Origin of the sequence: Streptomyces sp. NPDC014995 (assembly GCF_043080745.1) — a bacterium.
GTDB lineage: Bacteria > Actinomycetota > Actinomycetes > Streptomycetales > Streptomycetaceae > Streptomyces.
The window spans coordinates 1-21,566 of the sequence record NZ_JBIBVX010000020.1 but is presented as its reverse complement, the minus strand read 5'-3'; the positions used below and the strand labels follow the sequence as shown (position 1 = coordinate 21,566).

The 21,566-nt window shown below is 74.5% G+C and carries 17 protein-coding genes; 13 read left to right on the top strand and 4 right to left on the bottom strand.

All coding sequences use genetic code 11. The annotated features are described in order from the left end of the window. The first annotated feature begins 191 nt into the window (after window positions 1–191). Both ACF1A1_RS32865 and hemW read left to right on the top strand, forming a co-directional pair. Window positions 192–2,123, top strand: coding sequence for a SpoIIE family protein phosphatase (locus ACF1A1_RS32865; protein WP_392004777.1), 1,932 nt, complete (start codon window positions 192–194; stop codon window positions 2,121–2,123). Between the two features lie 524 nt (window positions 2,124–2,647). Further along, window positions 2,648–3,880: a radical SAM family heme chaperone HemW gene (hemW, locus tag ACF1A1_RS32860; protein WP_392004775.1), complete on the top strand. Its 1,233-nt coding sequence runs from the start codon at window positions 2,648–2,650 to the stop codon at window positions 3,878–3,880. A 222-nt stretch (window positions 3,881–4,102) separates the two neighbouring features. Here hemW and ACF1A1_RS32855 read toward each other — a convergent pair whose 3' ends face one another. Both ACF1A1_RS32855 and ACF1A1_RS32850 read right to left on the bottom strand, forming a co-directional pair. Continuing rightward, a complete protein-coding gene (locus ACF1A1_RS32855; protein ID WP_392004773.1) occupies window positions 4,103–4,912 on the bottom strand; it encodes a DUF3097 domain-containing protein in 810 nt (269 codons plus the stop codon). Between the two features lie 31 nt (window positions 4,913–4,943). Further along, entirely contained in the window at window positions 4,944–5,678 is a 735-nt protein-coding gene (locus ACF1A1_RS32850; RefSeq protein WP_392004771.1) for an MBL fold metallo-hydrolase, read from the bottom strand. A gap of 164 nt (window positions 5,679–5,842) precedes the next feature. Between ACF1A1_RS32850 and hrcA the strand changes: the two genes are divergently transcribed. From hrcA to ACF1A1_RS32805, 9 genes are all read left to right on the top strand, one after another. Then, window positions 5,843–6,859 carry a heat-inducible transcriptional repressor HrcA gene (hrcA, locus tag ACF1A1_RS32845; protein WP_392004769.1) on the top strand — a complete coding sequence of 339 codons (1,017 nt, stop codon included), beginning with the start codon at window positions 5,843–5,845 and terminating at the stop codon, window positions 6,857–6,859. Continuing rightward, on the top strand, window positions 6,860–7,996 hold the full coding sequence (gene dnaJ / locus ACF1A1_RS32840) for a molecular chaperone DnaJ (RefSeq protein WP_392004767.1): 1,137 nt from the start codon (window positions 6,860–6,862) through the stop codon (window positions 7,994–7,996). A gap of 215 nt (window positions 7,997–8,211) precedes the next feature. After that, window positions 8,212–9,285 (top strand): nitronate monooxygenase, encoded by a 1,074-nt coding sequence (locus ACF1A1_RS32835; protein ID WP_392004765.1) that lies wholly within the window; start codon window positions 8,212–8,214, stop codon window positions 9,283–9,285. Then, on the top strand, window positions 9,285–10,031 hold the full coding sequence (locus ACF1A1_RS32830) for a 16S rRNA (uracil(1498)-N(3))-methyltransferase (RefSeq protein ID WP_392004763.1): 747 nt from the start codon (window positions 9,285–9,287) through the stop codon (window positions 10,029–10,031). The genes ACF1A1_RS32835 and ACF1A1_RS32830 overlap by 1 nt, the downstream gene beginning before the upstream one ends. A 153-nt stretch (window positions 10,032–10,184) precedes the next feature. Further along, on the top strand, window positions 10,185–10,727 hold the full coding sequence (locus ACF1A1_RS32825) for a hypothetical protein (protein ID WP_392004761.1): 543 nt from the start codon (window positions 10,185–10,187) through the stop codon (window positions 10,725–10,727). A 60-nt stretch (window positions 10,728–10,787) separates the two neighbouring features. After that, window positions 10,788–14,003 (top strand): S41 family peptidase, encoded by a 3,216-nt coding sequence (locus tag ACF1A1_RS32820; protein ID WP_392004759.1) that lies wholly within the window; start codon window positions 10,788–10,790, stop codon window positions 14,001–14,003. Window positions 14,004–14,110: 107 nt separating this feature from the next. Next, window positions 14,111–14,464, top strand: coding sequence for a histidine triad nucleotide-binding protein (locus ACF1A1_RS32815; protein ID WP_392004757.1), 354 nt, complete (start codon window positions 14,111–14,113; stop codon window positions 14,462–14,464). A 6-nt stretch (window positions 14,465–14,470) separates the two neighbouring features. Next, window positions 14,471–15,379 carry a ribonuclease Z gene (locus tag ACF1A1_RS32810; RefSeq protein ID WP_392004755.1) on the top strand — a complete coding sequence of 303 codons (909 nt, stop codon included), beginning with the start codon at window positions 14,471–14,473 and terminating at the stop codon, window positions 15,377–15,379. Window positions 15,380–15,399: 20 nt separating this feature from the next. Further along, window positions 15,400–16,407 (top strand): adenosine deaminase, encoded by a 1,008-nt coding sequence (locus ACF1A1_RS32805; RefSeq protein ID WP_392004753.1) that lies wholly within the window; start codon window positions 15,400–15,402, stop codon window positions 16,405–16,407. A gap of 214 nt (window positions 16,408–16,621) precedes the next feature. Here ACF1A1_RS32805 and ACF1A1_RS32800 read toward each other — a convergent pair whose 3' ends face one another. Further along, entirely contained in the window at window positions 16,622–17,980 is a 1,359-nt protein-coding gene (locus tag ACF1A1_RS32800; RefSeq protein WP_392004751.1) for an MFS transporter, read from the bottom strand. A 174-nt stretch (window positions 17,981–18,154) separates the two neighbouring features. Further along, window positions 18,155–18,946 carry an IclR family transcriptional regulator gene (locus ACF1A1_RS32795; RefSeq protein ID WP_392004749.1) on the bottom strand — a complete coding sequence of 264 codons (792 nt, stop codon included), beginning with the start codon at window positions 18,944–18,946 and terminating at the stop codon, window positions 18,155–18,157. 173 nt (window positions 18,947–19,119) lie between these two features. Here ACF1A1_RS32795 and ACF1A1_RS32790 point away from each other — a divergent pair, with 173 nt between their 5' ends. Then, complete coding sequence (locus ACF1A1_RS32790; protein ID WP_392004997.1) at window positions 19,120–20,016, top strand: 5-dehydro-4-deoxyglucarate dehydratase; 897 nt, start codon at window positions 19,120–19,122, stop codon at window positions 20,014–20,016. Further along, a complete protein-coding gene (locus ACF1A1_RS32785) occupies window positions 20,013–21,308 on the top strand; it encodes a glucarate dehydratase family protein (protein ID WP_392004747.1) in 1,296 nt (431 codons plus the stop codon). The genes ACF1A1_RS32790 and ACF1A1_RS32785 overlap by 4 nt, the downstream gene beginning before the upstream one ends. Window positions 21,309–21,566: the final 258 nt, after the last annotated feature.

Sequence of the window (21,566 nt, the reverse complement as noted above, 5' to 3'; positions counted from 1 at the left end):
CCCGGATGCTCGGATTCCGGTCGCAATGCGCCGTATTCGAGCACATACGGCGCACTCTTCTCACTCATGACGGCCCACTTCGATAACCCGGCGCTTATGGACGGGGTCGGTCTGTCACGCTGTCGGCGTCGACAGAGGCGTAGAAGTCCGAAGATCCAGGCCCCATCGTCCGACCGTCCGGGGAGCTGCCCATGAGGGCCATTCCGACGCAACGGGAGACCGCGTCCCGGGCCGGTGGCGCGCCCGCGCCCGCGGACGGACACCCGCAGACCCGCGCGACCCTGACGGGCGGCTCCCTCGCGCCCGGCGCCGCCCGCGACCTCGTCCGCGCCGCGCTGACGGAGTGGACCGGCCTCGGTCTCACCGGCACCACCCCCGAGGACCTCGGCGACGACGCGATACTCGTCGTCAGCGAGCTGGTCACCAACGCCGTCGTGCACGCCGGAACCGACGTCGACGTGGTCTGCCGGCTGGAGGAGCAGCCCGGCAGCCGCGCGGTCGTCGTGGAGGTCACCGACCACCATCCCTCCCGCGCCCCCCGCGACGGCACCCCCGAATCGCCCTTCGAGCCCCCCGAGTACGGCCGCGGCCTGCGCCTGGTCGCCACGCTCGCCGACGCCTGGGGAGTGACGTACCGCAGGGGGACGAAGACGGTGTGGGCGCGGCTGCTGCCCGGCGGGACGCCCGACGAGGGGGAGCCCGCGCAGCCCCGCACGACGGCCGACGGCGCTCCCGCCGCCTCCCTCACCTTCGCCGAAGCCCTCGCCCCCGAACCCCACCCCTCCGCCCGCGACCGCGGCTGGCTGGGCCGCGGCGCCCTCTCCTTCCTCGCCGAGGCCTCCGACCTGCTCGCCGGGCAGCTCGACGAGGACCTGGTCGCCGCGCTCACCGGCCAGCTGCTCGTCCCGCGTCTCGCGGACTGGTGCGCGGTGTGGCTGGAGGACGAGCTCAGCGGGCGCTGGGGATCCGGAGGATCCGGCGGGCCGCACGCGGGAGGCTGGGGCGGCGGGGGCCCGGGCGGCCCCGGGCCGCGGCTGGCCCGCGTCTGGCACGTCAACGAGAACCACGTCGAGGAGCTGCGGCGCGCCCTGGAGAAGGACCCGCCGCACCCGCCCGACGGCCCGCGCTCCGGGCCCGCCGCCCACCCCTGGCCCGCCACCGCGCTCGGCCCGCGGGGAGTCGCCCTCGCCTACCGTCTGATCGCCGGAGGCCGCCCGCTGGGCACGCTCGTCATCGGACGGGCCGGACTGCTGCGCTTCCCCGACGAGGTCACCGGGCTCGTCGAGGACCTCGGCCGCAGGGTCGCGCTCGCCATCGGAGCGGCCCGCCAGTACGCCCGCCAGGCCACCATCAGCGCCGTCCTCCAGCGCGGACTGCTGCCCGGCGCGGTCGCCGAGATCCCCGGGGTGCGCAGCGCCCTCGTCCACGAGCCGCGCGAGCAGGGCGGCCCGAGCGGCGACTTCTACGACCTGTTCCCGGCGGGCGACGGCCGCTGGTGCTTCGCGGTGGGCGACGTGCAGGGCAAGGGCCCGGAGGCGGCCGTCGTCATCGGCCTGGCCCGCCCCTGGCTGCGGCTGCTGGCCCGCGAGGGCTACGGCGTCGCCGACGTCCTGGACCGCCTCAACCAGCTCCTCCTCGACGACGCCACCGAGGCCGCCGACGCGGCCGCCCGCGCCTTCGTCGGTCCCGCCGGCCTCGGCGACGGCCCGCAGACCCGCTTCCTCTCCCTGCTCTACGGTGAGCTGGCCCCCTTCGACGGCGGCGTCCGCTGCACCCTCGCCTCCGCCGGCCACCCCCTGCCGTTGCTGCTCGGCCCCGACGGCCGGGTGACCACGGCGGCGCAGCCCCAGACCCTGCTCGGGGTCGTCGAGGACGCCACCTACCTCAGCGAGACCCTGGACCTGCGCCCCGGCGACAGCCTGCTGTGCGTCACCGACGGCGTCACGGAGCGGCGCTCGGGCTCACGCCAGTTCGACGACGGCGACGGCCTCGCGACCGCGCTGTCCGGCTGCGCCGGACTGGACGCGAAGCTGATCGCCGAACGCATCCGGCGTCTGGTCCACGACTTCGGCGGCCAGCCACCGGAGGACGACCTGGCGCTGCTGGTGCTCCAGGCGGAGTAGGGAGCGGGGCACGGAGCGCACCTGCGTGGATGGTGGGGGCTGATGCGGGCGTAGGGGACTGGCGCGGGTGGTGGTGAGCGGCGGGGGCCGGTGCGGGCGTAGGGACTGGCGTGGGTGGGTGGTGCTGATGAGGGCGTAGGGGACCGGTGCGGGTGGCGGGCGAGCCGCCGGGACCGGCCTGGGTGGCGGGGGAGCGGTGGGGTCCCGTTGGGGCGTAGGGACCCGGCACGGGTGGTGGGTGAGTGGCGGGGGCCGGTGCGGAGGTAGGGGACTGGCGCGGGTGGCGGCGAGCGACCCGGGCCCGCCCCCCGGCGCCCCCGGTGCGGAGCTGGGGGACCGGTGCGGTTGGCGGGCGAGCCGCCGGGATCGGCCTGGGTGGCGGGGGAGGTGTGAGGTCCCGTTGGGGCGTAGGGATCCGGCACGGGTGGTGGGGGAGCTGCGGGAGCCGGTGCGGGCGTACGGGACCGGCGTGGGTGGTGGGCGAGCCGCCGGGGCCGGTGCGGGCGTACGGGACAATGGGTGACATGCCTTCCGCACTTCCCGACGGCGAGCCCGTCCCCGCCGACGGTGCGCTGCCCGCGTCCGCGCTCGCCGGGGCCGCCGACCGCCCCCTCGGGTTCTACCTGCACGTCCCGTACTGCGCGACCCGCTGCGGCTACTGCGACTTCAACACCTACACCGCCACCGAACTGCGCGGCACGGGCGGTGTCCTCGCCTCCCGCGACAACTACGCCGACACCCTGATCGACGAGATCCGGCTGGCCCGCAAGGTCCTCGGCGACGACCCGCGCGAGGTCCGCACGGTCTTCGTCGGCGGCGGCACGCCGACCCTGCTGGCGGCCGGGGACCTGGTCCGGATGCTGGGCGCGATCCGCGACGAGTTCGGTCTCGCGGCCGACGCGGAGGTCACGACGGAGGCCAACCCGGAGTCGGTGGACCCGGCGTACCTGGCCACGCTCCGCCAGGGCGGCTTCAACCGGATCTCCTTCGGCATGCAGAGCGCGAAACAGCACGTACTGAAGATCCTGGACCGTACGCACACGCCCGGGCGGCCGGAGGCGTGCGTCGCGGAGGCCCGCGCGGCCGGCTTCGACCACGTCAACCTCGACCTGATCTACGGCACCCCCGGCGAGTCCGACGACGACTGGCGGGCCTCCCTGGACGCCGCCCTCCGGGCCGGACCGGACCACATCAGCGCCTACGCCCTGATCGTCGAGGAGGGCACGCAGCTCGCCCGCCGCATCCGCCGGGGCGAGGTCCCGATGACGGACGACGACGTCCACGCGGACCGGTACCTGATCGCGGAGGAGACGCTGTCGTCGGCGGGCTTCGACTGGTACGAGGTGTCCAACTGGGCCACCTCGGAGGCCGGCCGCTGCCTGCACAACGAGCTGTACTGGCGCGGCGCCGACTGGTGGGGCGCGGGACCGGGAGCCCACAGCCACGTCGGCGGGGTGCGCTGGTGGAACGTGAAGCACCCGGGGGCGTACGCGGCGGCGCTGGCGGCGGGGCGGTCGCCGGGGGCGGGCCGGGAACTCCTGTCGCAGGAGGACCGGCGCGTGGAGCGGATCCTGCTGGAGCTGCGGCTGCGGGAGGGGGCGCCGCTGTCACTGCTGCGGGAGGAGGGGCTCGCGGCCTCGCGCCGGGCGCTGTCGGAAGGGCTGCTCCAGCGGGGGCCGTACGCGCAGGGGCAGGCGGTGCTGACGCTGCGGGGGCGGTTGCTGGCGGACGCGGTGGTACGGGACCTGGTGGACTGACCACCGCGGCCGGTCATGTCGGGGCGGGAGGACGGTTCAGCGGGTGGCCGAATTCGTGGGGGGCCGCTGTGGACGCCACCTCGCGGTGACGCTGTGGACCATCGAACCGGACCCCACCGATGCGTGGGGTGCCGCTGTGGACGGTGCCGTTGTGGACCGTCGAACCGGACCCGTTGTGGACCGTCGAACCGGACTCCACCGGAGCCGGCACCCGGGAGGGCGTCAGGCCCCGCCGCCGTCCGTGACGAAATCGATCAGCTCCTCCACCCTCCCCAGCAACTCCGGCTCCAGGTCCTTGTAGGACCCCACCCGCGCCAGAATCGCCTGCCATACCGCCCCCGTGTTCTCCGGCCACCCCAGCGCCCGGCACACGCCCGTCTTCCAGTCCTGCCCGCGCGGGACGCGCGGCCACGCCTCGATGCCCAGGGACGACGGCTTCACCGCCTCCCAGATGTCGATGTACGGGTGGCCGACCACCAGGGCGTGCTCACTCGTCACCGACCGGGCGATGCGCCACTCCTTCGTGCCCGGGACCAGGTGGTCCACCAGGACGCCCAGCCGGGCATCCGGGCCGGGTGCGAATTCGGCCACGATCGACGGCAGGTCGTCCACGCCCTCCAGGTACTCCACGACCACGCCCTCGATGCGCAGGTCGTCGCCCCAGACCTTCTCCACCAGCTCGGCGTCGTGCCGGCCCTCGACGTAGATGCGGCCGGCGCGGGCCACGCGGGCGCGGGCGCCGGGGACGGCGACCGAACCGGATGCGGTGCGGGTGGGACGTACCGGACCGGCGGAAGGTCTCACCAGCGTCACCGCCCGGCCCTCCAGCAGGAAGCCGCGCGGTTCCAGCGGGAACACGCGGTGTTTGCCGAAGCGGTCCTCCAGGGTCACCGTGCCCGCCTCGCAGCGGATCACCGCGCCGCAGAAGCCGGTGCCGGGCTCCTCCACCACCAGGCCGGGCTCCGCCGGGACCTCGGGGACGGGCCGCTGCTTCTTCCAGGGAGGGGTCAGGTCGGCGGAGTACTGGCGCATTCGGATGACGATAGGAGAAGCCCGGACGCGATCACGGCGACACGCCGAAACGGGCCGCCAGCGCCTCCCGCTGCGCCCGTACGAAGGCCGCGTCCACCACCGCCCCGTGACCGGGCACGTACAGCGCGTCCTCGCCGCCGAACGCGAGGAGACGGTCCAGGGCGGCCGGCCAGTGGGACGGTACGGCGTCGGGGCCGGCCTGGGGTTCGCCGGACTCCTCGACCAGGTCGCCGCAGAACACCACCTCCGGCGAGCCCGGCACCAGGACCGCCAGGTCGTGGGCCGTGTGGCCGGGGCCCACGTTCGCCAGCAGGACCTGCCGGCCGGCGCCCAGGTCGAGGGTCCACTCGCCGGAGACCAGGTGGCGGGGGCGGACGAGCGTGTCCACGGCCTCCGCCGCCGCCGTCTCGTCGAGACCGTGGCGCACCGCGTCCGCGCGCAGCTCCTCGGCCCCGCGGCCCTTCCGGGTGAGCACCGACTCCGCGCCCACCGCCGCGAAGACCTCCGCGCCCGCGAACGCCGCCGCCCCGAAGACGTGGTCGAAGTGGGGATGCGTGAGCGCGAGATGGGTCACACGGTGGCCGGCGAGCTCCTCCGCCCGCATCCGCAGCCGCGCCCCCTCCCCGAGGCTCGACCCCGCGTCGATCACCAGGGCCGCGTCCGCCCCGACGACCAGCCCCGCCGTGCAGTCCCACACCGGCAGCCGGCAGCGCCCGACGCCGGTCGCGACCCGCTCCCACCCGAGCTCTTCCCAAGTCACCGTCATACGGCGACGCTAGCGGGGGACACCCCGCGCGGCACGGTGCGGCGGGACCGACCTTGCCCCGGGCGTACCCCACGGCCGTACACTGGGCCGGGGAACGCTGGCACTCGGAAGTGAAGAGTGCCAGGCGAGGCGCCAAGGGGACGACTTTCTGGAGGTGTGCGCGCATGCTGAGTGAACGACGGCTCCAGGTACTGCGCGCCATCGTCCAGGACTACGTCGGCACCGAGGAGCCGGTGGGCTCCAAGGCGCTCACCGAGCGGCACAACCTCGGCGTCTCCCCGGCGACGGTCCGCAACGACATGGCCGCCCTGGAGGACGAGGGGTACATCGCCCAGCCGCACACCAGCGCGGGGCGGATTCCCACGGACAAGGGGTACCGCCTCTTCGTCGACAAGCTGGCCGGCGTCAAGCCGATGACGGCCCCCGAGCGGCGGGCCATCCAGAACTTCCTCGACGGCGCCGTCGACCTCGACGACGTCGTGGCGCGGACGGTACGGCTGCTCGCGCAGCTCACCCGGCAGGTCGCCGTGGTGCAGTACCCGTCCCTGACCCGGTCCACCGTGCGGCACGTGGAGTTGTTGTCGCTCGCGCCCGCCCGGCTGATGCTCGTGCTGATCACGGACACCGGCCGGGTCGAGCAGCGGATGGTGGACTGCCCGGCGCCGTTCGGCGAGGCGTCCCTGGCGGATCTGCGGGCGCGGCTGAACAGCCGGGTCGCGGGCCGCCGGTTCGCGGACGTGCCGCGGCTCGTGGAGGACCTGCCGGACGCCTTCGAGGCGGAGGACCGCGGCACGGTCTCGACGGTGCTCTCCACCCTGCTGGAGACCCTCGTCGAGGAGAACGAGGAGCGGCTGATGATCGGCGGCACCGCCAATCTCACCCGCTTCGGACATGACTTCCCTCTCACGATCCGGCCCGTCCTCGAGGCGCTTGAGGAGCAGGTCGTGCTCCTCAAGCTCCTTGGCGAGGCCGGGGATTCGGGCATGACCGTACGCATCGGTCACGAGAACGCCTACGAGGGACTCAACTCCACGTCGGTGGTGTCGGTCGGCTACGGTTCGGGCGGCGAGGCAGTCGCCAAGCTCGGCGTGGTCGGACCGACCCGCATGGATTACCCGGGAACGATGGGAGCGGTACGCGCAGTGGCACGGTACGTCGGACAGATCCTGGCGGAGTCGTAGGTGGCCACGGACTACTACGCCGTTCTCGGCGTGCGCCGCGACGCGTCGCAGGAAGAGATCAAGAAGGCCTTCCGGCGGCTCGCACGCGAGCTGCACCCGGACGTCAACCCGGATCCGAAGACCCAGGAGCGGTTCAAGGAGATCAACGCCGCCTACGAGGTGCTGTCGGACCCGCAGAAGAAGCAGGTCTACGACCTCGGCGGCGACCCCCTCTCGCAGGCGGGCGGCGCCGGCGCGGGCGGCTTCGGGGCCGGTGGCTTCGGCAACTTCTCCGACATCATGGACGCCTTCTTCGGTACGGCGTCCCAGCGCGGGCCGCGCTCACGCACCCGTCGGGGCCAGGACGCGATGATCCGGCTGGAGATCGACCTCGACGAGGCCGCCTTCGGCACGACCAAGGACATCCAGGTCGACACGGCGATCGTCTGCGCCACCTGCAGCGGTGAGGGCGCGGCGCCGGGCACCACCGCCCAGACGTGCGACATGTGCCGCGGTCGTGGCGAGGTGTCGCAGGTGACCCGGTCCTTCCTGGGCCAGGTCATGACCTCGCGCCCCTGCCCGCAGTGCCAGGGCTTCGGCACCGTGGTCCCCACTCCGTGCCCGGAGTGCGCGGGCGACGGACGGGTGCGCTCCCGCCGGACCCTGACCGTGAAGATCCCGGCCGGGGTCGACAACGGCACCCGCATCCAGCTCGCCGGCGAGGGCGAGGTCGGCCCCGGCGGCGGTCCCGCCGGTGACCTCTACGTCGAGATCCACGAGCTGCCGCACGCGCAGTTCCAGCGGCGCGGCGACGACCTGCACTGCACGGTGACCCTCCCCATGACGGCGGCGGCCCTCGGCACGAAGGTGCCGCTGGAGACGCTCGACGGTCTGGAGGAGGTCGACATCCGGCCCGGCACCCAGTCCGGGCAGTCGATCCCGCTGCACGGGCGGGGCGTCACGCATCTGCGCGGCGGCGGGCGCGGTGACCTCATCGTCCACGTCGAGGTGCAGACGCCGAACAAGCTCGACCCCGAGCAGGAGCGACTGCTGCGGGAGCTGGCCAAGCTGCGGGGCGAGGAGCGGCCGCAGGGGCAGTTCCAGCCGGGGCAGCAGGGGCTGTTCTCGCGCCTGAAGGACGCGTTCAACGGGCGGTGACGTCGCGTCGACCGGCGTGGGCGAGACACCCGCGCCGGCCGGTGCGGGCGGCACCGGAGGCTGCTGCCCCGAGGCCCCCGCTCCGGCCCTGAACGGGCCTCGTCCCCGAGCGCCGGACGGGCTGATTCCACCGGTCCCGCGCTGTGAAAGCACTGGCCCGAGCCGGGGGGAAGGCCCGATTCGGACTTGTTCGGAGGACGTGACAACATGCCGTCATGTCCTCCGCACTGACCGATCTCCTCCCTCACCCGATCGTGCAGGCCCCCATGGCGGGCGGCGTCTCCGTCCCGCGGCTCGCCGCCGCCGTGTGCGAGGCCGGCGGACTCGGGTTCCTCGCCGCCGGGTACAAGACCGCCGACGGCATGTACCAGGAGATCAAGCAGTTGCGGGGGATGACCTCCCGCCCCTTCGGCGTGAATCTCTTCATGCCGCAGCCGGAGTACGCGGAGACGGGTGCCGTCGAGGTCTACGCCCACCAGCTCGCCGGTGAGGCCGCCTGGTACGAGACGGAGCTGGGCGACCCGGACAGCGGCCGGGACGACGGCTACGACGCCAAGCTCGCGGTGCTGCTGGACAACCCGGTGCCGGTGGTGTCGTTCCACTTCGGCGTGCCCGGCCGGGACGCGCTGGAATCGCTGCGCCGCGCCGGAACCTTCACGCTGGTCACCGCGACCACCGCCGAGGAGGCGATCGCCGTGGAGCGGGCGGGCGCGGACGCGGTGATCGTGCAGGGCGTGGAGGCCGGCGGCCATCAGGGCACCCACCGGGACGTCCCGGAGAACGACGGCTCCGGCATCGGCCTGCTGTCGCTGATCGCCCAGGTCCGCGAGGCCGTGAGCCTGCCGCTGGTCGCCGCCGGCGGCCTCATGCGCGGCAGCCAGGTCGCCGCGGTCCTCGCGGCGGGCGCCGGCGCGGCCCAGCTCGGCACCGCGTTCCTCGCGACCCCCGAGTCCGGCGCGGCCGACGTGCACAAGCAGGCGCTGACGAACCCCCTGTTCGCGCGCACCGAACTGACCCGCGCCTTCTCCGGCCGCCCGGCCCGCGGCCTGGTCAACCGCTTCCTGCGCGAGCACGGGCCGTACGCGCCCGCCGCCTACCCGGAGGTCCACCACCTCACCTCGCCGCTGCGCAAGGCGGCCGCCAAGGCCGGCGACGCGCAGGGCATGGCGCTGTGGGCGGGGCAGGGGCACCGGATGGCCCGCGACCTGCCGGCCGGGCAGCTGGTGGAGGTGCTGGCGGCCGAGCTCGACGCGGCGCGCACGGCGCTGTCGGAACGGGGTGGGCGCTGATGACGGCTCCGGTCTTCGTCGTCGAGGAACTCCCGGCCGGGCGTGCCCAGTTCGTCCTGGACGGGCCCGAGGGGCGGCACGCCGTCTCGGTGAAGCGGCTGCGGCCCGGTGAGGCGGTCGTCCTCACCGACGGGGCCGGCCGCTGGGCTCCGGGCGAGGTCGTCGCCGCCGAGGGCAGGGACCGGCTGGTGGTGAGCCTGGAGGACGTGGTGGAGGAGCCCGCCGAGGCCCCTCGGATCACCGTCGTGCAGGCGCTCCCCAAGGGCGACCGGGGCGAGCTGGCCGTCGAGACGATGACCGAGACCGGCGTCGACGCGATCGTGCCCTGGGCGGCCTCCCGCTGCATCACGCAGTGGAAGGGCGAACGCGGGCTGAAGGCGCTCGCCAAGTGGCGGGCCACCGCCCGCGAGGCCGGCAAGCAGTCCCGCCGGGTCCGCTTCCCCGAGGTCGCCGACGTGGCAACCACCCGGCAGGTCGCGGCACTTCTCGCACGGGCCGACTTCGCCGCCGTACTCCACGAGGACCGCGACTACGGCAGTGAGCCGCTCGCCACCGCCGAACTTCCCCGCGAGGGCGACATCGTGCTCGTCGTCGGGCCCGAAGGGGGCGTCTCCCCCGAGGAGTTGGCGCTCTTCGAGGAGTCCGGCGCGAAGGCGTACCGGCTGGGGCGGAGCGTGCTGCGCACCTCGACCGCCGGGACGGCGGCCACGGCGCTGCTGCTGGGCAGGACCGGCCGCTGGTCCTGACCCCCGGACGCCCGCCGCCCGCCGCGCGCCGGTCACCGCCCGCGGCGGTGTTGGGGGCGTACCCTTCCCGCCCGTACGGCGGCGTTCCGCCCGGGCGACGAGTGGCGGTATGTGCCCTACCGCGGTCGGCGGGGCGGTGGCACGCTGCCTCCCATGGGGGCTCTGAGACGGATTCGGCTCCGGGCGTACCGCACGCGCGCGGTGGCCGTCGCGGGGCTCGCGGCCATGGCCCTGGGCGGGGCCGTGGCGTGTGAGCCGGGCGGGCCGACCGCCGCGACCGTGGCGTACACGACCGACGGGACGGCGACGGCCGAGATCGAGCGGCGGGACGTGGACGTGCGGTGGCTGACGTGCACCGCCGAGTACGGCGACGGCGGCCGCGCCGGTGAGGAGACCGTCGCCTCCGTCGACTGCGAGGGGGAGACCGGCGACGGGCGGGACATCACCGTCGACGGGCAGGTCACCCGCGCCGTCGACAACTCCTGCGTGCGGGGCGACGTGCGGGCGGACGTCGGGAGCAAGCAGCTGTTCCGGGTCGGTGGACTCGGCGACTGCGGGTCCGCGACGCCCTCGCCCGTCGGCCCGCCCGGCTCCGGACAGCCGGCGGAGCCGGGGAGGCCCACGGTCACCGTGACGGTCACCGAGACCGTCTGGTGCCGGGGGGACCACGACTGCGGGCCCGCCGAGCCCAAGTGAGCGGAATCCAGGAGATCGAAAGCCCTGGCCGCGACCCTCTCCCTTGCCTAGAGTGATCGCGTGACACAGTCCGCGACGCCTGCTGCGTACTTCCGGTTCCCGCACCTGCACGGCGAGTTGGTGGCCTTCACCGCCGAGGACGACGTGTGGCTCGCCCCCCTCGACGGCGGGCGCGCCTGGCGGGTCAGCGCCGACAACATGCCGGTCTCCCTGCCCCGCATCTCTCCCGACGGCACCACCGTCGCCTGGACCTCCACCCGTGACGGCGCCCCCGAGGTGCACGTCGCCCCGGTCGACGGCGGCCCCGCCACCCGGCTGACGTACTGGGGCGGTCACCGCACCCAGGTGCGCGGCTGGACCCCCGACGGTCACGTCCTCGCGCTCGGCGCCCACGACCAGGCGAGCTCGCGCCGCACCTGGGCCCGCGCCGTCCCGCTCGACGGCGGACCGGCGACCACCCTGCCGTACGGGCCCGTCGGCGCCGTCGCTCACGGCCCGCGCACCGTGCTGCTGTCCGCCACCATGGGCCGCGAGGCCGCCCACTGGAAGCGCTACCGGGGCGGCACGGCGGGCAAGTTGTGGATCGAGGAGGACGTCCGCGACGGGGAGGGCGCAGGCGAGTTCGTGCGGCTGCACGAGGACCTCGACGGCAACCTCGAGTACCCGGTGTGGGTGGGGGAGAGGATCGCCTTCCTCTCCGATCACGAGGGCACCGGGGCGCTGTACTCCTCCCTCGCCGACGGCTCCGACCTGCGGCGCCACACCCCCCTCGACGGCTTCTACGCCCGGCAGGCCGCCGGGGACGGCCGACGGGTGGTCTACGTCCGCGCCGGTGAGCTGTGGATCCTCGACGACCTCGACGGGGCCGAGCCGCGCCGGCTCGACGTGCGGCTCGGCGGGCAGCGCACCGACCGGCGGCCGCACCTGGTGACCGCGGCCCGCTGGCTGGGCTCCGCCGCTCCCGACCACACCGCGCGCGGCAGCGCCGTCGAGGTGCGCGGTGCCGTCCACTGGGTCACCCACCGCTCCGGGCCCGCCCGCGCGCTCGCCGCCGAGCCCGGCGTGCGGGCCCGCATGCCCAGCACCTTCCGAGCGGAGGGCGAGGAGTGGGTGGTGTGGGTGACGGACGCCGAGGGCGAGGACGCCCTGGAGTTCGCCCCGGCCACCGGACCGGCACCGGGGGCCGCCCCGCGCCGGCTGGCCGCCGGACGGCTCGGACGGGTGCTGGAACTCGCCATGGCACCCGACGGCAGCCGGGCCGCCGTCGCCGCGCACGACGGGCGGCTGCTGCTCGTCGAGCGGGAGACCGGCGAGGTCCGCGAGGTCGACCGCAGCGACGACGGCGAGGTCTGCGACCTGGTCTTCTCACCGGACTCCGGCTGGCTGGCCTGGTCGCACCCCGGCCCGCGCCCGCTCAGCCAGCTCAAGCTCGCCAACACCACCGACCTGTCGGTCACCGAGGCGACCCCGCTGCGCTTCCGCGACTACGCGCCCGCGTTCACCCTCGACGGCAAGCACCTCGCGTTCCTGTCCACGCGCGCCTTCGACCCGGTCTACGACCAGCACGCCTTCGACCTCTCCTTCGTCGCCGGCGCCCGCCCGCACCTGATCACCCTGGCCGCCACCACACCCTCGCCGTTCGGCCCGCAGCGGCACGGACGCCCCTTCGAGGCACCCGACAAGGACGAGACGCCCGACAGCGAGGGCACCCCCGCCACCCGTATCGACCTCGAGGGCCTCGCCGACCGGATCATCCCCTTCCCCGTCGAGGCCGGCCGCTACTCGGGGCTGCGCTCCGCCAAGGACGGCGTGCTCTGGCTGCGCCACCCGGTGCGCGGTGTCCTCGGCGCCTCCCGCGCCACCCCCGACGACCCCGACCCGCACACCGAGCTGGAGCGCTACGACCTGGCCCAGCACCGCCTCGAACACCTCGCCACCGACGTCGACGACTTCGAGGTCAGCGGTGACGGCAAACGGCTGCTGCTGTGGTCCGACGGCAAGCTCAAGGTCGTCCCCAGCGACCGGCGCGCCTCCGGCGACGAGGACAGCGACACCAACGTCACCGTGGACCTCGGCCGCATCCGCCAGACCGTCGACCCGGCCGCCGAGTGGCGGCAGATGTACGACGAGACCGGCCGCATCATGCGCGACAACTTCTGGCGGCCCGACCTCGGCGGCGTCGACTGGGACGGTGTCCTGGACCGCTACCGGCCCGTCCTGGACCGCGTCGCGACCCACGACGACCTGGTCGACCTGCTGTGGGAGGTGCACGGCGAACTCGGCACCTCGCACGCCTACGTCATACCCCGCGGCGGCTACGGCCGCGGCGCCCGCCAGGGCCTGCTCGGCGCCGACATCTCCCGCCACGAGGACGGCAGTTGGCGCGTCGACCGCATCCTGCCCGCGGAGACCTCCGACCCCGACGCCCGCTCCCCGCTCGCCGCGCCGGGCGTCGCCGTGCGCGCCGGCGACGCGATCGTCGCCGTCGCCGGGCATCCGGTGGACCCGGTCACCGGACCCGGACCGCTGCTCGTCGGTACGGCGGGCAAGGCGGTGGAGCTGACCGTCTCGCCGTCCGGCGGGGGCGAGCCGCGGCACGCCGTCGTCGTCCCGGTCGGCGACGAGGAGGCGCTGCGCTACCACGCCTGGGTCGCCGACCGGCGGGCGTACGTGTACGAGAGGTCCGGCGGGCGGCTCGGCTACCTGCACGTGCCCGACATGCAGGCGCCCGGCTGGGCGCAGATCCACCGCGACCTGCGGGTCGAGGTGGCCCGCGAGGGGCTCGTCGTCGACGTCCGGGAGAACCGGGGCGGGCACACCTCCCAGCTGGTCGTGGAGAAACTGGCGCGGCGGATCGTCGGCTGGGACGTGCCGCGCGGGATGCGGCCGGTCAGCTACCCGGAGGACGCGCCCCGGGGGCCCGTGGTCGCCGTCGCCGACGAGTTCTCCGGGTCCGACGGGGACATCGTCAACGCGGCGGTCAAGGCGCTGGGCCTCGGGCCGGTGGTCGGCACGCGGACGTGGGGCGGGACCGTCGGGATCGACAGCCGCTACCGGCTGGTGGACGGGACGCTGGTCACCCAGCCGAAGTACGCGATCTGGCTGGAGGGGTTCGACTGGGGGGTCGAGAACCACGGCGTGGATCCGGACGTGGAGGTGGTCGTGCGGCCGCAGGACGCCGCCGCGGGCCGGGACGTCCAGCTGGACGAGGCGGTGCGGCTGGCGTTGGCCGCGCTGGAGGAGACGCCGGCCAAGGTGCCGCCCACGCTGCCGTGACCGTCGGCCGGGGGGCCGCCGCCCCCCGGCCTCCCACGGACGGGCTGGATCGGCTGGACGCTCGCTACGATGCCCCGTAAGAGATCACCGGCGTAAGGAGCAGCCTCATGTCAGGGGAGCCGCAGGACGACTGTCTGTTCTGCAAGATCGTCGAGGGACACGTCCCGGCGACGATCGTGCGGGAGACCGAGACGACCCTCGCCTTCCGGGACATCAACCCGCAGGCACCCACCCACGTCCTGGTGATCCCCAAGGCGCACCACGTGGACGCCGCCGCCCTCGCCGCCGAGGCGCCGCAGCTCGCCGCGGACGTCCTGCGCGAGACGCAGGCGGTCGCCGACGAGGAGAAGCTGGAGAGCTACCGCGTCGTCTTCAACACCGGCAGCGGTGCCGGCCAGACCGTCTGGCACGCCCACGCGCACGTCCTCGGCGGCCGGGGCCTGCACTGGCCTCCCGGGTAGGCCGCCGTGTCCGTCCGTGAACTGGTGGTCCTCGGTACCGCCAGCCAGGTCCCGACCCGGCACCGCAACCACAACGGCTACCTCCTGCGCTGGGACGGCGAGGGCATCCTCTTCGATCCCGGCGAGGGCACCCAGCGCCAGATGCTGCGGGCCAAGGTCGCCGCCCACGACCTGAACCGTCTCTGCGTCACGCACTTCCACGGTGACCACTCCCTCGGCCTCGCCGGGGTCATCCAGCGGATCAACCTCGACAAGGTCCCGCACCCGGTCACCGCCCACTACCCGCGCTCCGGGCAGCGCTTCTTCGACCGGCTCCGGTACGCCACCGCCTACCGCGAGACCGTCGGCATCACCGAGGCCCCGGTCGACGCGGACGGTCCCCTCGCCACGACGGCCTCGTACACGCTCGAAGCCCGCAAGCTCTCCCACCCCGTCGAGTCCTACGGCTACCGGCTGGTCGAGCCCGACGGCCGCCGCATGCTGCCCGACCGGCTCGCCGCGCACGGCATCAGGGGCAGCGACGTCGGCCGGATCCAGCGGGAGGGCTCCCTGGGCGGTGTCACCCTCGAGGACGTCAGCGAGGTGCGGCGCGGACAGCGGTTCGCGTTCGTCATGGACACCCGGCTGTGCGACGGCGTGCACGCGCTGGCGGACGGCTGCGACATGCTCGTCATCGAGTCGACCTTCCTCGACGAGGACGTCGAACTCGCCGTCGAGTACGGTCATCTGACGGCTGGTCAGGCCGCCCGGGTCGCCCGGGACGCCGGCGTGCGGCATCTCGTGCTCACCCACTTCAGCCAGCGCTACACCGAGCCCGGGGAGGAGTTCGAGCGGCAGGCGCGGGCCGCCGGGTTCGAGGGCGAGCTGACGGTGGCGTACGACCTTCTGCGGGTGCCGGTTCCGAAACGGCGGTAAACCACCCGTACGATGCTTTGATGCCCCTCCCGAAAGCTGAACTGCACCTCCATGTCGAAGGCACTCTGGAGCCCGAGCTGGCGTTCGAACTGGCCGCCCGCAACGGGGTCAGGCTGCCGTACGCGGACACGGACGAGCTGCGCGAGGCGTACCAGTTCGAGGACCTCCAGTCCTTCCTGAACCTGTACTACGAGCTGATGGCGGTCCTGCGCACCGAGCGGGACTTCGAGGACCTCGCCCACGCCTATCTCGCCCGGGCCGCCGCCCAGGGCGTGCGGCACGCCGAGATCTTCTTCGACCCGCAGGCCCACCTCTCCCGGGGAGTGGGGATGGGCACGGTCGTGGAGGGGCTGTGGCGGGCGCTGGGGAGCAGTGAGGAGAGGCACGGCGTCTCCACGCGGCTGATCCTGTGCTTCCTGCGCGACGAGTCCGCCGAGTCGGCGATGGAGACCCTGGAGGCCGCGAGGCCGTACCTCGACCGGATCACCGGCGTCGGGCTGGACTCCGCCGAGGTCGGGCACCCGCCGGTGAAGTTCCGCGAGGTGTACGAGGCGGCCGCCGCCCTCGGCCTGCGGCGGGTGGCGCACGCGGGGGAGGAGGGGCCGCCGGAGTACATCACCGAGGCCCTCGACCTGCTCGGCGTCGAGCGCGTCGACCACGGGCTGCGGTGCATGGAGGACCCGGCGCTGGTGGAGCGGCTGGTGCGGGACCGGATCCCGCTGACGCTGTGCCCGCTGTCCAACGTCCGGCTGCGGGCCGTCGACGTCCTCGCCGACCACCCGCTGCCCGCCATGATGGACGCCGGGCTGGTCTGCACGGTCAACTCCGACGACCCGGCCTACTTCGGCGGCTACGCCGGCGACAACTTCGACGCCGTACGGACGACGCTGGGCCTGAGCCAGGAGCGGTTGCGCGAACTCGCCCGCAACTCCTTCCTCGCCTCCTTCCTGGAGGACGACGAGGAGCGGCGGGCGCGCTGCCTCGCCGAGGTGGACGCGTACACGTTCCCGCCGGACCGGCCCGCGTAGCCGGCCCCCTGGCCGGTGCGCCCGTCGGGTCCGGTGGACGCGGTCCACGCTTGCGGCCACCGGCAGGGCTTCCGCGCGTGGGAGCCCGTGGGTACCTCTCGGTCGGCCGGGCGGTCGGCCGGGCCCGCACGGTCTCCGGCCGTCGGCGGTGGGGAGGCCGGCCGGGCCGGCTCGGTCCCCGTCCCTCGGTGGGGCCGTCGGGCGGGCCCGGTGCTCAGCCGCCGTCCGACCCGCTCCCCGACCCGGCCGCCGCCCGCTGCGGCCCCGCCGTGTCGTACGCGCCGCGGGCGGCGGTGGCCGGGGTGTCCAGCGAGATGTCCACCACCGGCTGTTCCGGGGCGCCCACCTGCGGTACCGGGCCGCCGCCCGGTGTGCCGGTGGAGGCGGCGACCACGGCGCCCGGAGTACCGCCCCGGCGTCGGACCGCGCCGGGCAGCAGGGGACGGCCGCCGGTGTGCAGGGCCACGGCGGTCATCGGCACGGCGACGACCAGGAGTCCGGCGCCCAGCACCAGCCCCATCACCGGGAACCCGGCCTGTGCCGACAGCACGCTGCCGGTCAGCGGTCCCGCCGCCGTGCCCAGCGAGGACGCCGAGCCGACCAGCACCGCCCAGCGTCCGCGCGGGTCGAGGGAGGCGGCCAGCCCGATCAGGTACGACAGGACGATCGGGTACAGCACGTTCCAGGCGATCTCGCCGGCCGCGAAGCTGCCCAGCCCGGTCGCCGACGCGCTGACCGCGATGCACCCGGCGATCAGCACCGTGCCGCCGCCGATGGGCAGCGCCCGTCCCAGCCGCGGCCCCAGCGCCCCCGCGCCCAGGACACCCAGCAGCCCGGCGCCCAGCGCCACCGCGAAGACCGCGCCCACGGCGGCCTCGCTCAGGTGAGCCTGTGTCAGGCCGATCCGTCCGCTGACGCCCCACAGGGAGTTCTGCGCGAGGGACCAGCAGGGCATCGCCGCGGCCAGGACCAGCCCGGAGCGCAGATGGGGAAGGCGGCGGGAGCCGGAGGCGTCGTGCCGGGCCGGTGCCGGCGCCGTACGGCCCGGGAGACGGCCGGTGAACGGCCAGACGGCGAGGGCCGTGAGCGCGATCGCGGCCAGTGGCTGCCCGTGTCCCGCGCCGAGGTGGGGGACCGTCAGATAGACGGCGCCCGCGAGCGCGGAGACCCCGAGCAGGCCGAGCGTGGAGGCGCGGTGCGGGTCGGGCTGCGCGGCGATCCGGGTGGCGGCGACCGTGGTGGCCGTACCGGAGCCGAAGCCGCCGAGGACCGCGCCCGCGACCACCGCCGGCACGCTGCCGGCGAGCGCGGCGCCGCCGTACCCGAGGACGGCGAGCGTCAGCCCGATCCGGGCCAGGGCGCGTGCCCCGATCCGCTCGACGCGCGAGGCCAGTGCGAAGCCGGCCGACGCCGAACTCAGCAGCAGCGCGCTGCCGACGGCGCCGGCCTGCGTGGCGGACAGCGGCAGCCCCGCGTCCAGCCGGCCGACGACGGTCGGCAGCAGATAGGGGGCGAGGTACCCGGCCGTGAAGAGGGCGACGAGGGGCCAGGGAGTGGTGCGGGGGGAGTACACGGGCGTTCCAGGGCATGCGAAAGAAGCGGCTCGAAGAGGGAGGAGCGCCGACCGTCGACGGACAGGAACGCGCGGGCAATTTGTATCAAGCACGCGGTTCGAGAAGAAGCGCGGGTCGGGTGATCTGAATCACTTGACGTTTGGGGTGGGGAAGTACGGGTAAACGAGGCGCTCCTACCGCCAGTTGACGGCCCCGCCCGCCCCCGGTGCCGTCGCCTCGATCTTCGCCCGGATCTCCCGCATCACCGCGACGATCCGCTCCTCGTGCTCCGGTGTCAGCCGGGCCACCGGCACCGAGCAGCTGATCGCGTCCTGCGCGGGCCGCTCGTGGCGCAGCGCGAACCCGAAGCCGACGATGCCGAGGACGCCCTCCTCGCGGTCGACGGAGTAGCCTCGCGCCCGCACCCCGGCGAGATCCGCCAGCAGTGAGGCGCGGTCGGTGTGCGAGTGCGGGGTCAGTGCCTCGTACGGCCCCTCCGGCAGCTCCCCGTCGGGGCGTTCGGCCAGCAGCGCCTTGCCCAGGGCGCCCACGTGCGCGGGCAGCCGCCGCCCGACGCGGCTGATCGTGCGGAGGTACTCGTGCGACTCCCGGGTCGCCAGATAGGCCACGTCCCGCCCGTCCAGCCGCCCCAGGTGAATCGTCTCGCCCAGCGCCTCGGACGCCTCGTCGAGATACGGCCGCACCAGCCTGACGCGCGGGTCGGAGTCGAGATAGCTCGTGCCGGTGAGCAGGGCGTGGATGCCGATGCCGTAGAGGGAGCCGGTGACGTCCGTGCGCACCCAGCTCCTGCCGATCAGGGTCTGCAACAGGGCGTACATCGAGCTGCGCGGCACGCCCAGTTCGTCCGCCAGCTCCTGGAGCCGCGCCGGCCGGTCCCCGCGTGCGGCGAGCAGCTCCAGCAGCTCCACCGTGCGCGCCGCGGACTTCACCTCGCGGACGCCGCCCCCGTCCCCTGTCTCCGACATGCGCCGATCGTAGTCCGGGCGGACGGACCACCGGCCGGACCATTGACGGGGTCTGTTCGTGTATCTAACCTCCGTCTCCATACGTAGATGACGTCCATGCAGGGAGATGACTGACGGTGAGCCTCGACACCGGTACGGAGGCGGCGGCCGTGACGCGACGACTGGCGGAGGGGATGGCACGGGGTGTGCTGTCGTTCCCGCTGACCAGCTTCGGCGACGACGGCTCCCTCGACCCCGACGGCTTCCGCGCGCACCTCGCCACCCAGCTCGCCGCCGGTCCCGGCGCGGTCTTCCCCGCCTGCGGCACCGGCGAGTTCTTCTCGCTCGACGAGGACGAGTACCGCCGGGTCGTCACCCTCGCCGTCCAGGAGACGGCCGGCCGCGTGCCCGTCGTCGCCGGCACCGGCTACGGCTGGGCGCAGGCCGTCCGCTTCGCCCGCATCGCCGAGGAGGCCGGCGCCGACGCCCTCCTCGTCCTCCCGCACTACCTCGTCGCCGCCCCGCAGGACGGCCTCGTCGCCCAGCTGGAGCACATCGCGGCCCGCACCCGGCTGCCGCTCATCGCCTACCAGCGCGGCCCGGTCGCCTTCACCGCGGACTCGGTGCGGCGCATCGCCGCGCTCCCCACCGTCATCGGCCTCAAGGACGGCCACAGCGACCTCGACCGCCTCCAGCGCCTCACCCTCGCGGCCCCCGAGGGCTTCCTCTTCTTCAACGGCGCCGCCACCGCCGAGGTCCAGGCCCGCGCCTACGCCACCGTCGGCGTCCCCGCCTACTCCTCCGCCGTCCACGCCTTCGCCCCCGAGATCGCGAACGCCTTCTTCGCCGCCCTGCGCGACGGCGACGACAAGACCGCCGACCGGCTGCTGCGCGACTTCTACGTCCCCCTCGTCGAACTGCGCGACCGGGTGCCCGGCTACGCCGTGTCCCTGGTCAAGGCCGCGGCCCGGCTGCGCGGCCGCCCCGTCGGACCCGTACGCGCCCCGCTCACCGACCCGTCGGCCACCGACCTGGCCGACCTCAGGACCGTCCTCACCACCGGACTCGACCTCGTAGGAGCCACCCTGTGACCCGCGACCTGACCATCACCGAGGTACGCCTGACCCCGATCCTGGTCGCCGACCCGCCGCTGCTGAACACGCAGGGCGTGCACCAGCCGTACACCCCCCGCCTGATCGTGGAGGTGGTGACGGCCGACGGGACCACGGGAGTCGGGGAGACCTACGGCGACACCAAGTACCTGGAACTGGCCCGGCCCTTCGCGAACGCCCTGATCGGACGGCAGATCACGGATCTCAACGGTCTGTTCACGGTCGTCGACGAGGTGGACGTCGACCAGTCCCGGGTGTCCGGGCAGGTGGACGTCGGCGGCCTGCGGGGCGTGCAGACCGCCGACAAGCTGCGCCTGTCCGTCGTCTCCGCCTTCGAGGTCGCCTGCCTCGACGCCCTCGGCAGGGCGCTCGGCCTGCCCGTGCACGCGCTGCTCGGCGGCAAGGTGCGCGACGCCGTCGAGTACAGCGCCTACCTCTTCTACAAGTGGGCGGACCACCCCGAGGGCGTGGCCTGCGAGAAGGACGACTGGGGAGCCGCCGTGGACCCGGCCGGGGTCGTCGAGCAGGCGCGCAGGTTCAAGGAGCGGTACGGCTTCACGTCGTTCAAGCTCAAGGGCGGGGTCTTCGCGCCGGACGAGGAGATCGCCGCCGTACGCGCCCTCGCGGAGGCGTTCCCCGGACACCCGCTGCGTCTCGACCCCAACGGCGCCTGGTCGGTCCAGACGTCACTGAAGGTCGCCGGGGAACTCGGGGACGTCCTCGAGTACCTGGAGGACCCGGCGCTCGGCACCGCCGCCATGGCCGAGGTGGCCGCAGGCACCGGCGTACCGCTCGCCACCAACATGTGCGTGACGACCTTCGGCGAGATCAAGGAGGCGTTCACCCGGGACGCCGTGCAGGTCGTCCTCTCCGACCACCACTACTGGGGCGGGCTGCGCAACACCCAGCAACTCGCCGCGATCTGCCGCACGTTCGGCGTAGGAGTGTCCATGCACTCCAACACCCACCTGGGGATCTCGCTCGCCGCCATGACCCACGTCGCGGCCACCGTCCCCAACCTCCACCACGCCTGCGACTCCCACTACCCCTGGCAGTCGGAGGACGTCCTGACCGAACGCCTCACCTTCGACGCGGGCAGGGTCACCGTCTCGGACGCGCCCGGCCTCGGCGTCGAGCTCGACCGCGACCGGCTGGAGCTCCTCCACCGCCGCTGGCTCGACGACGACGGCACGCTGCGCGAGCGCGACGACGCGGCGGCGATGCGGGTCGCCGACCCGCAGTGGGTCACCCCGTCCATGCCGCGCTGGTGACCCCCCACGGGCCGGAATCCGCGCAGTCCGGGCCCGCCGTCCCCGACAGATCCCGTACCTCGGCGGCGAGGCGGAGCCCGTCGCCGCACCGGAGTCGGCACCGGCGGCGAGGCGCATCCGGTCGTCCCGCGCTCCCGCACCCGCGAGACGGCGGGAGTGGGGGGGGGGGGGGGGGGGGGGGGGGGGGGGGGGGGGGGGGGGGGGGGCGGCGGCGCGCGGGGGGGGGGCCGGGGGGGCGCCGCCCCCCCCCCCCGCCCG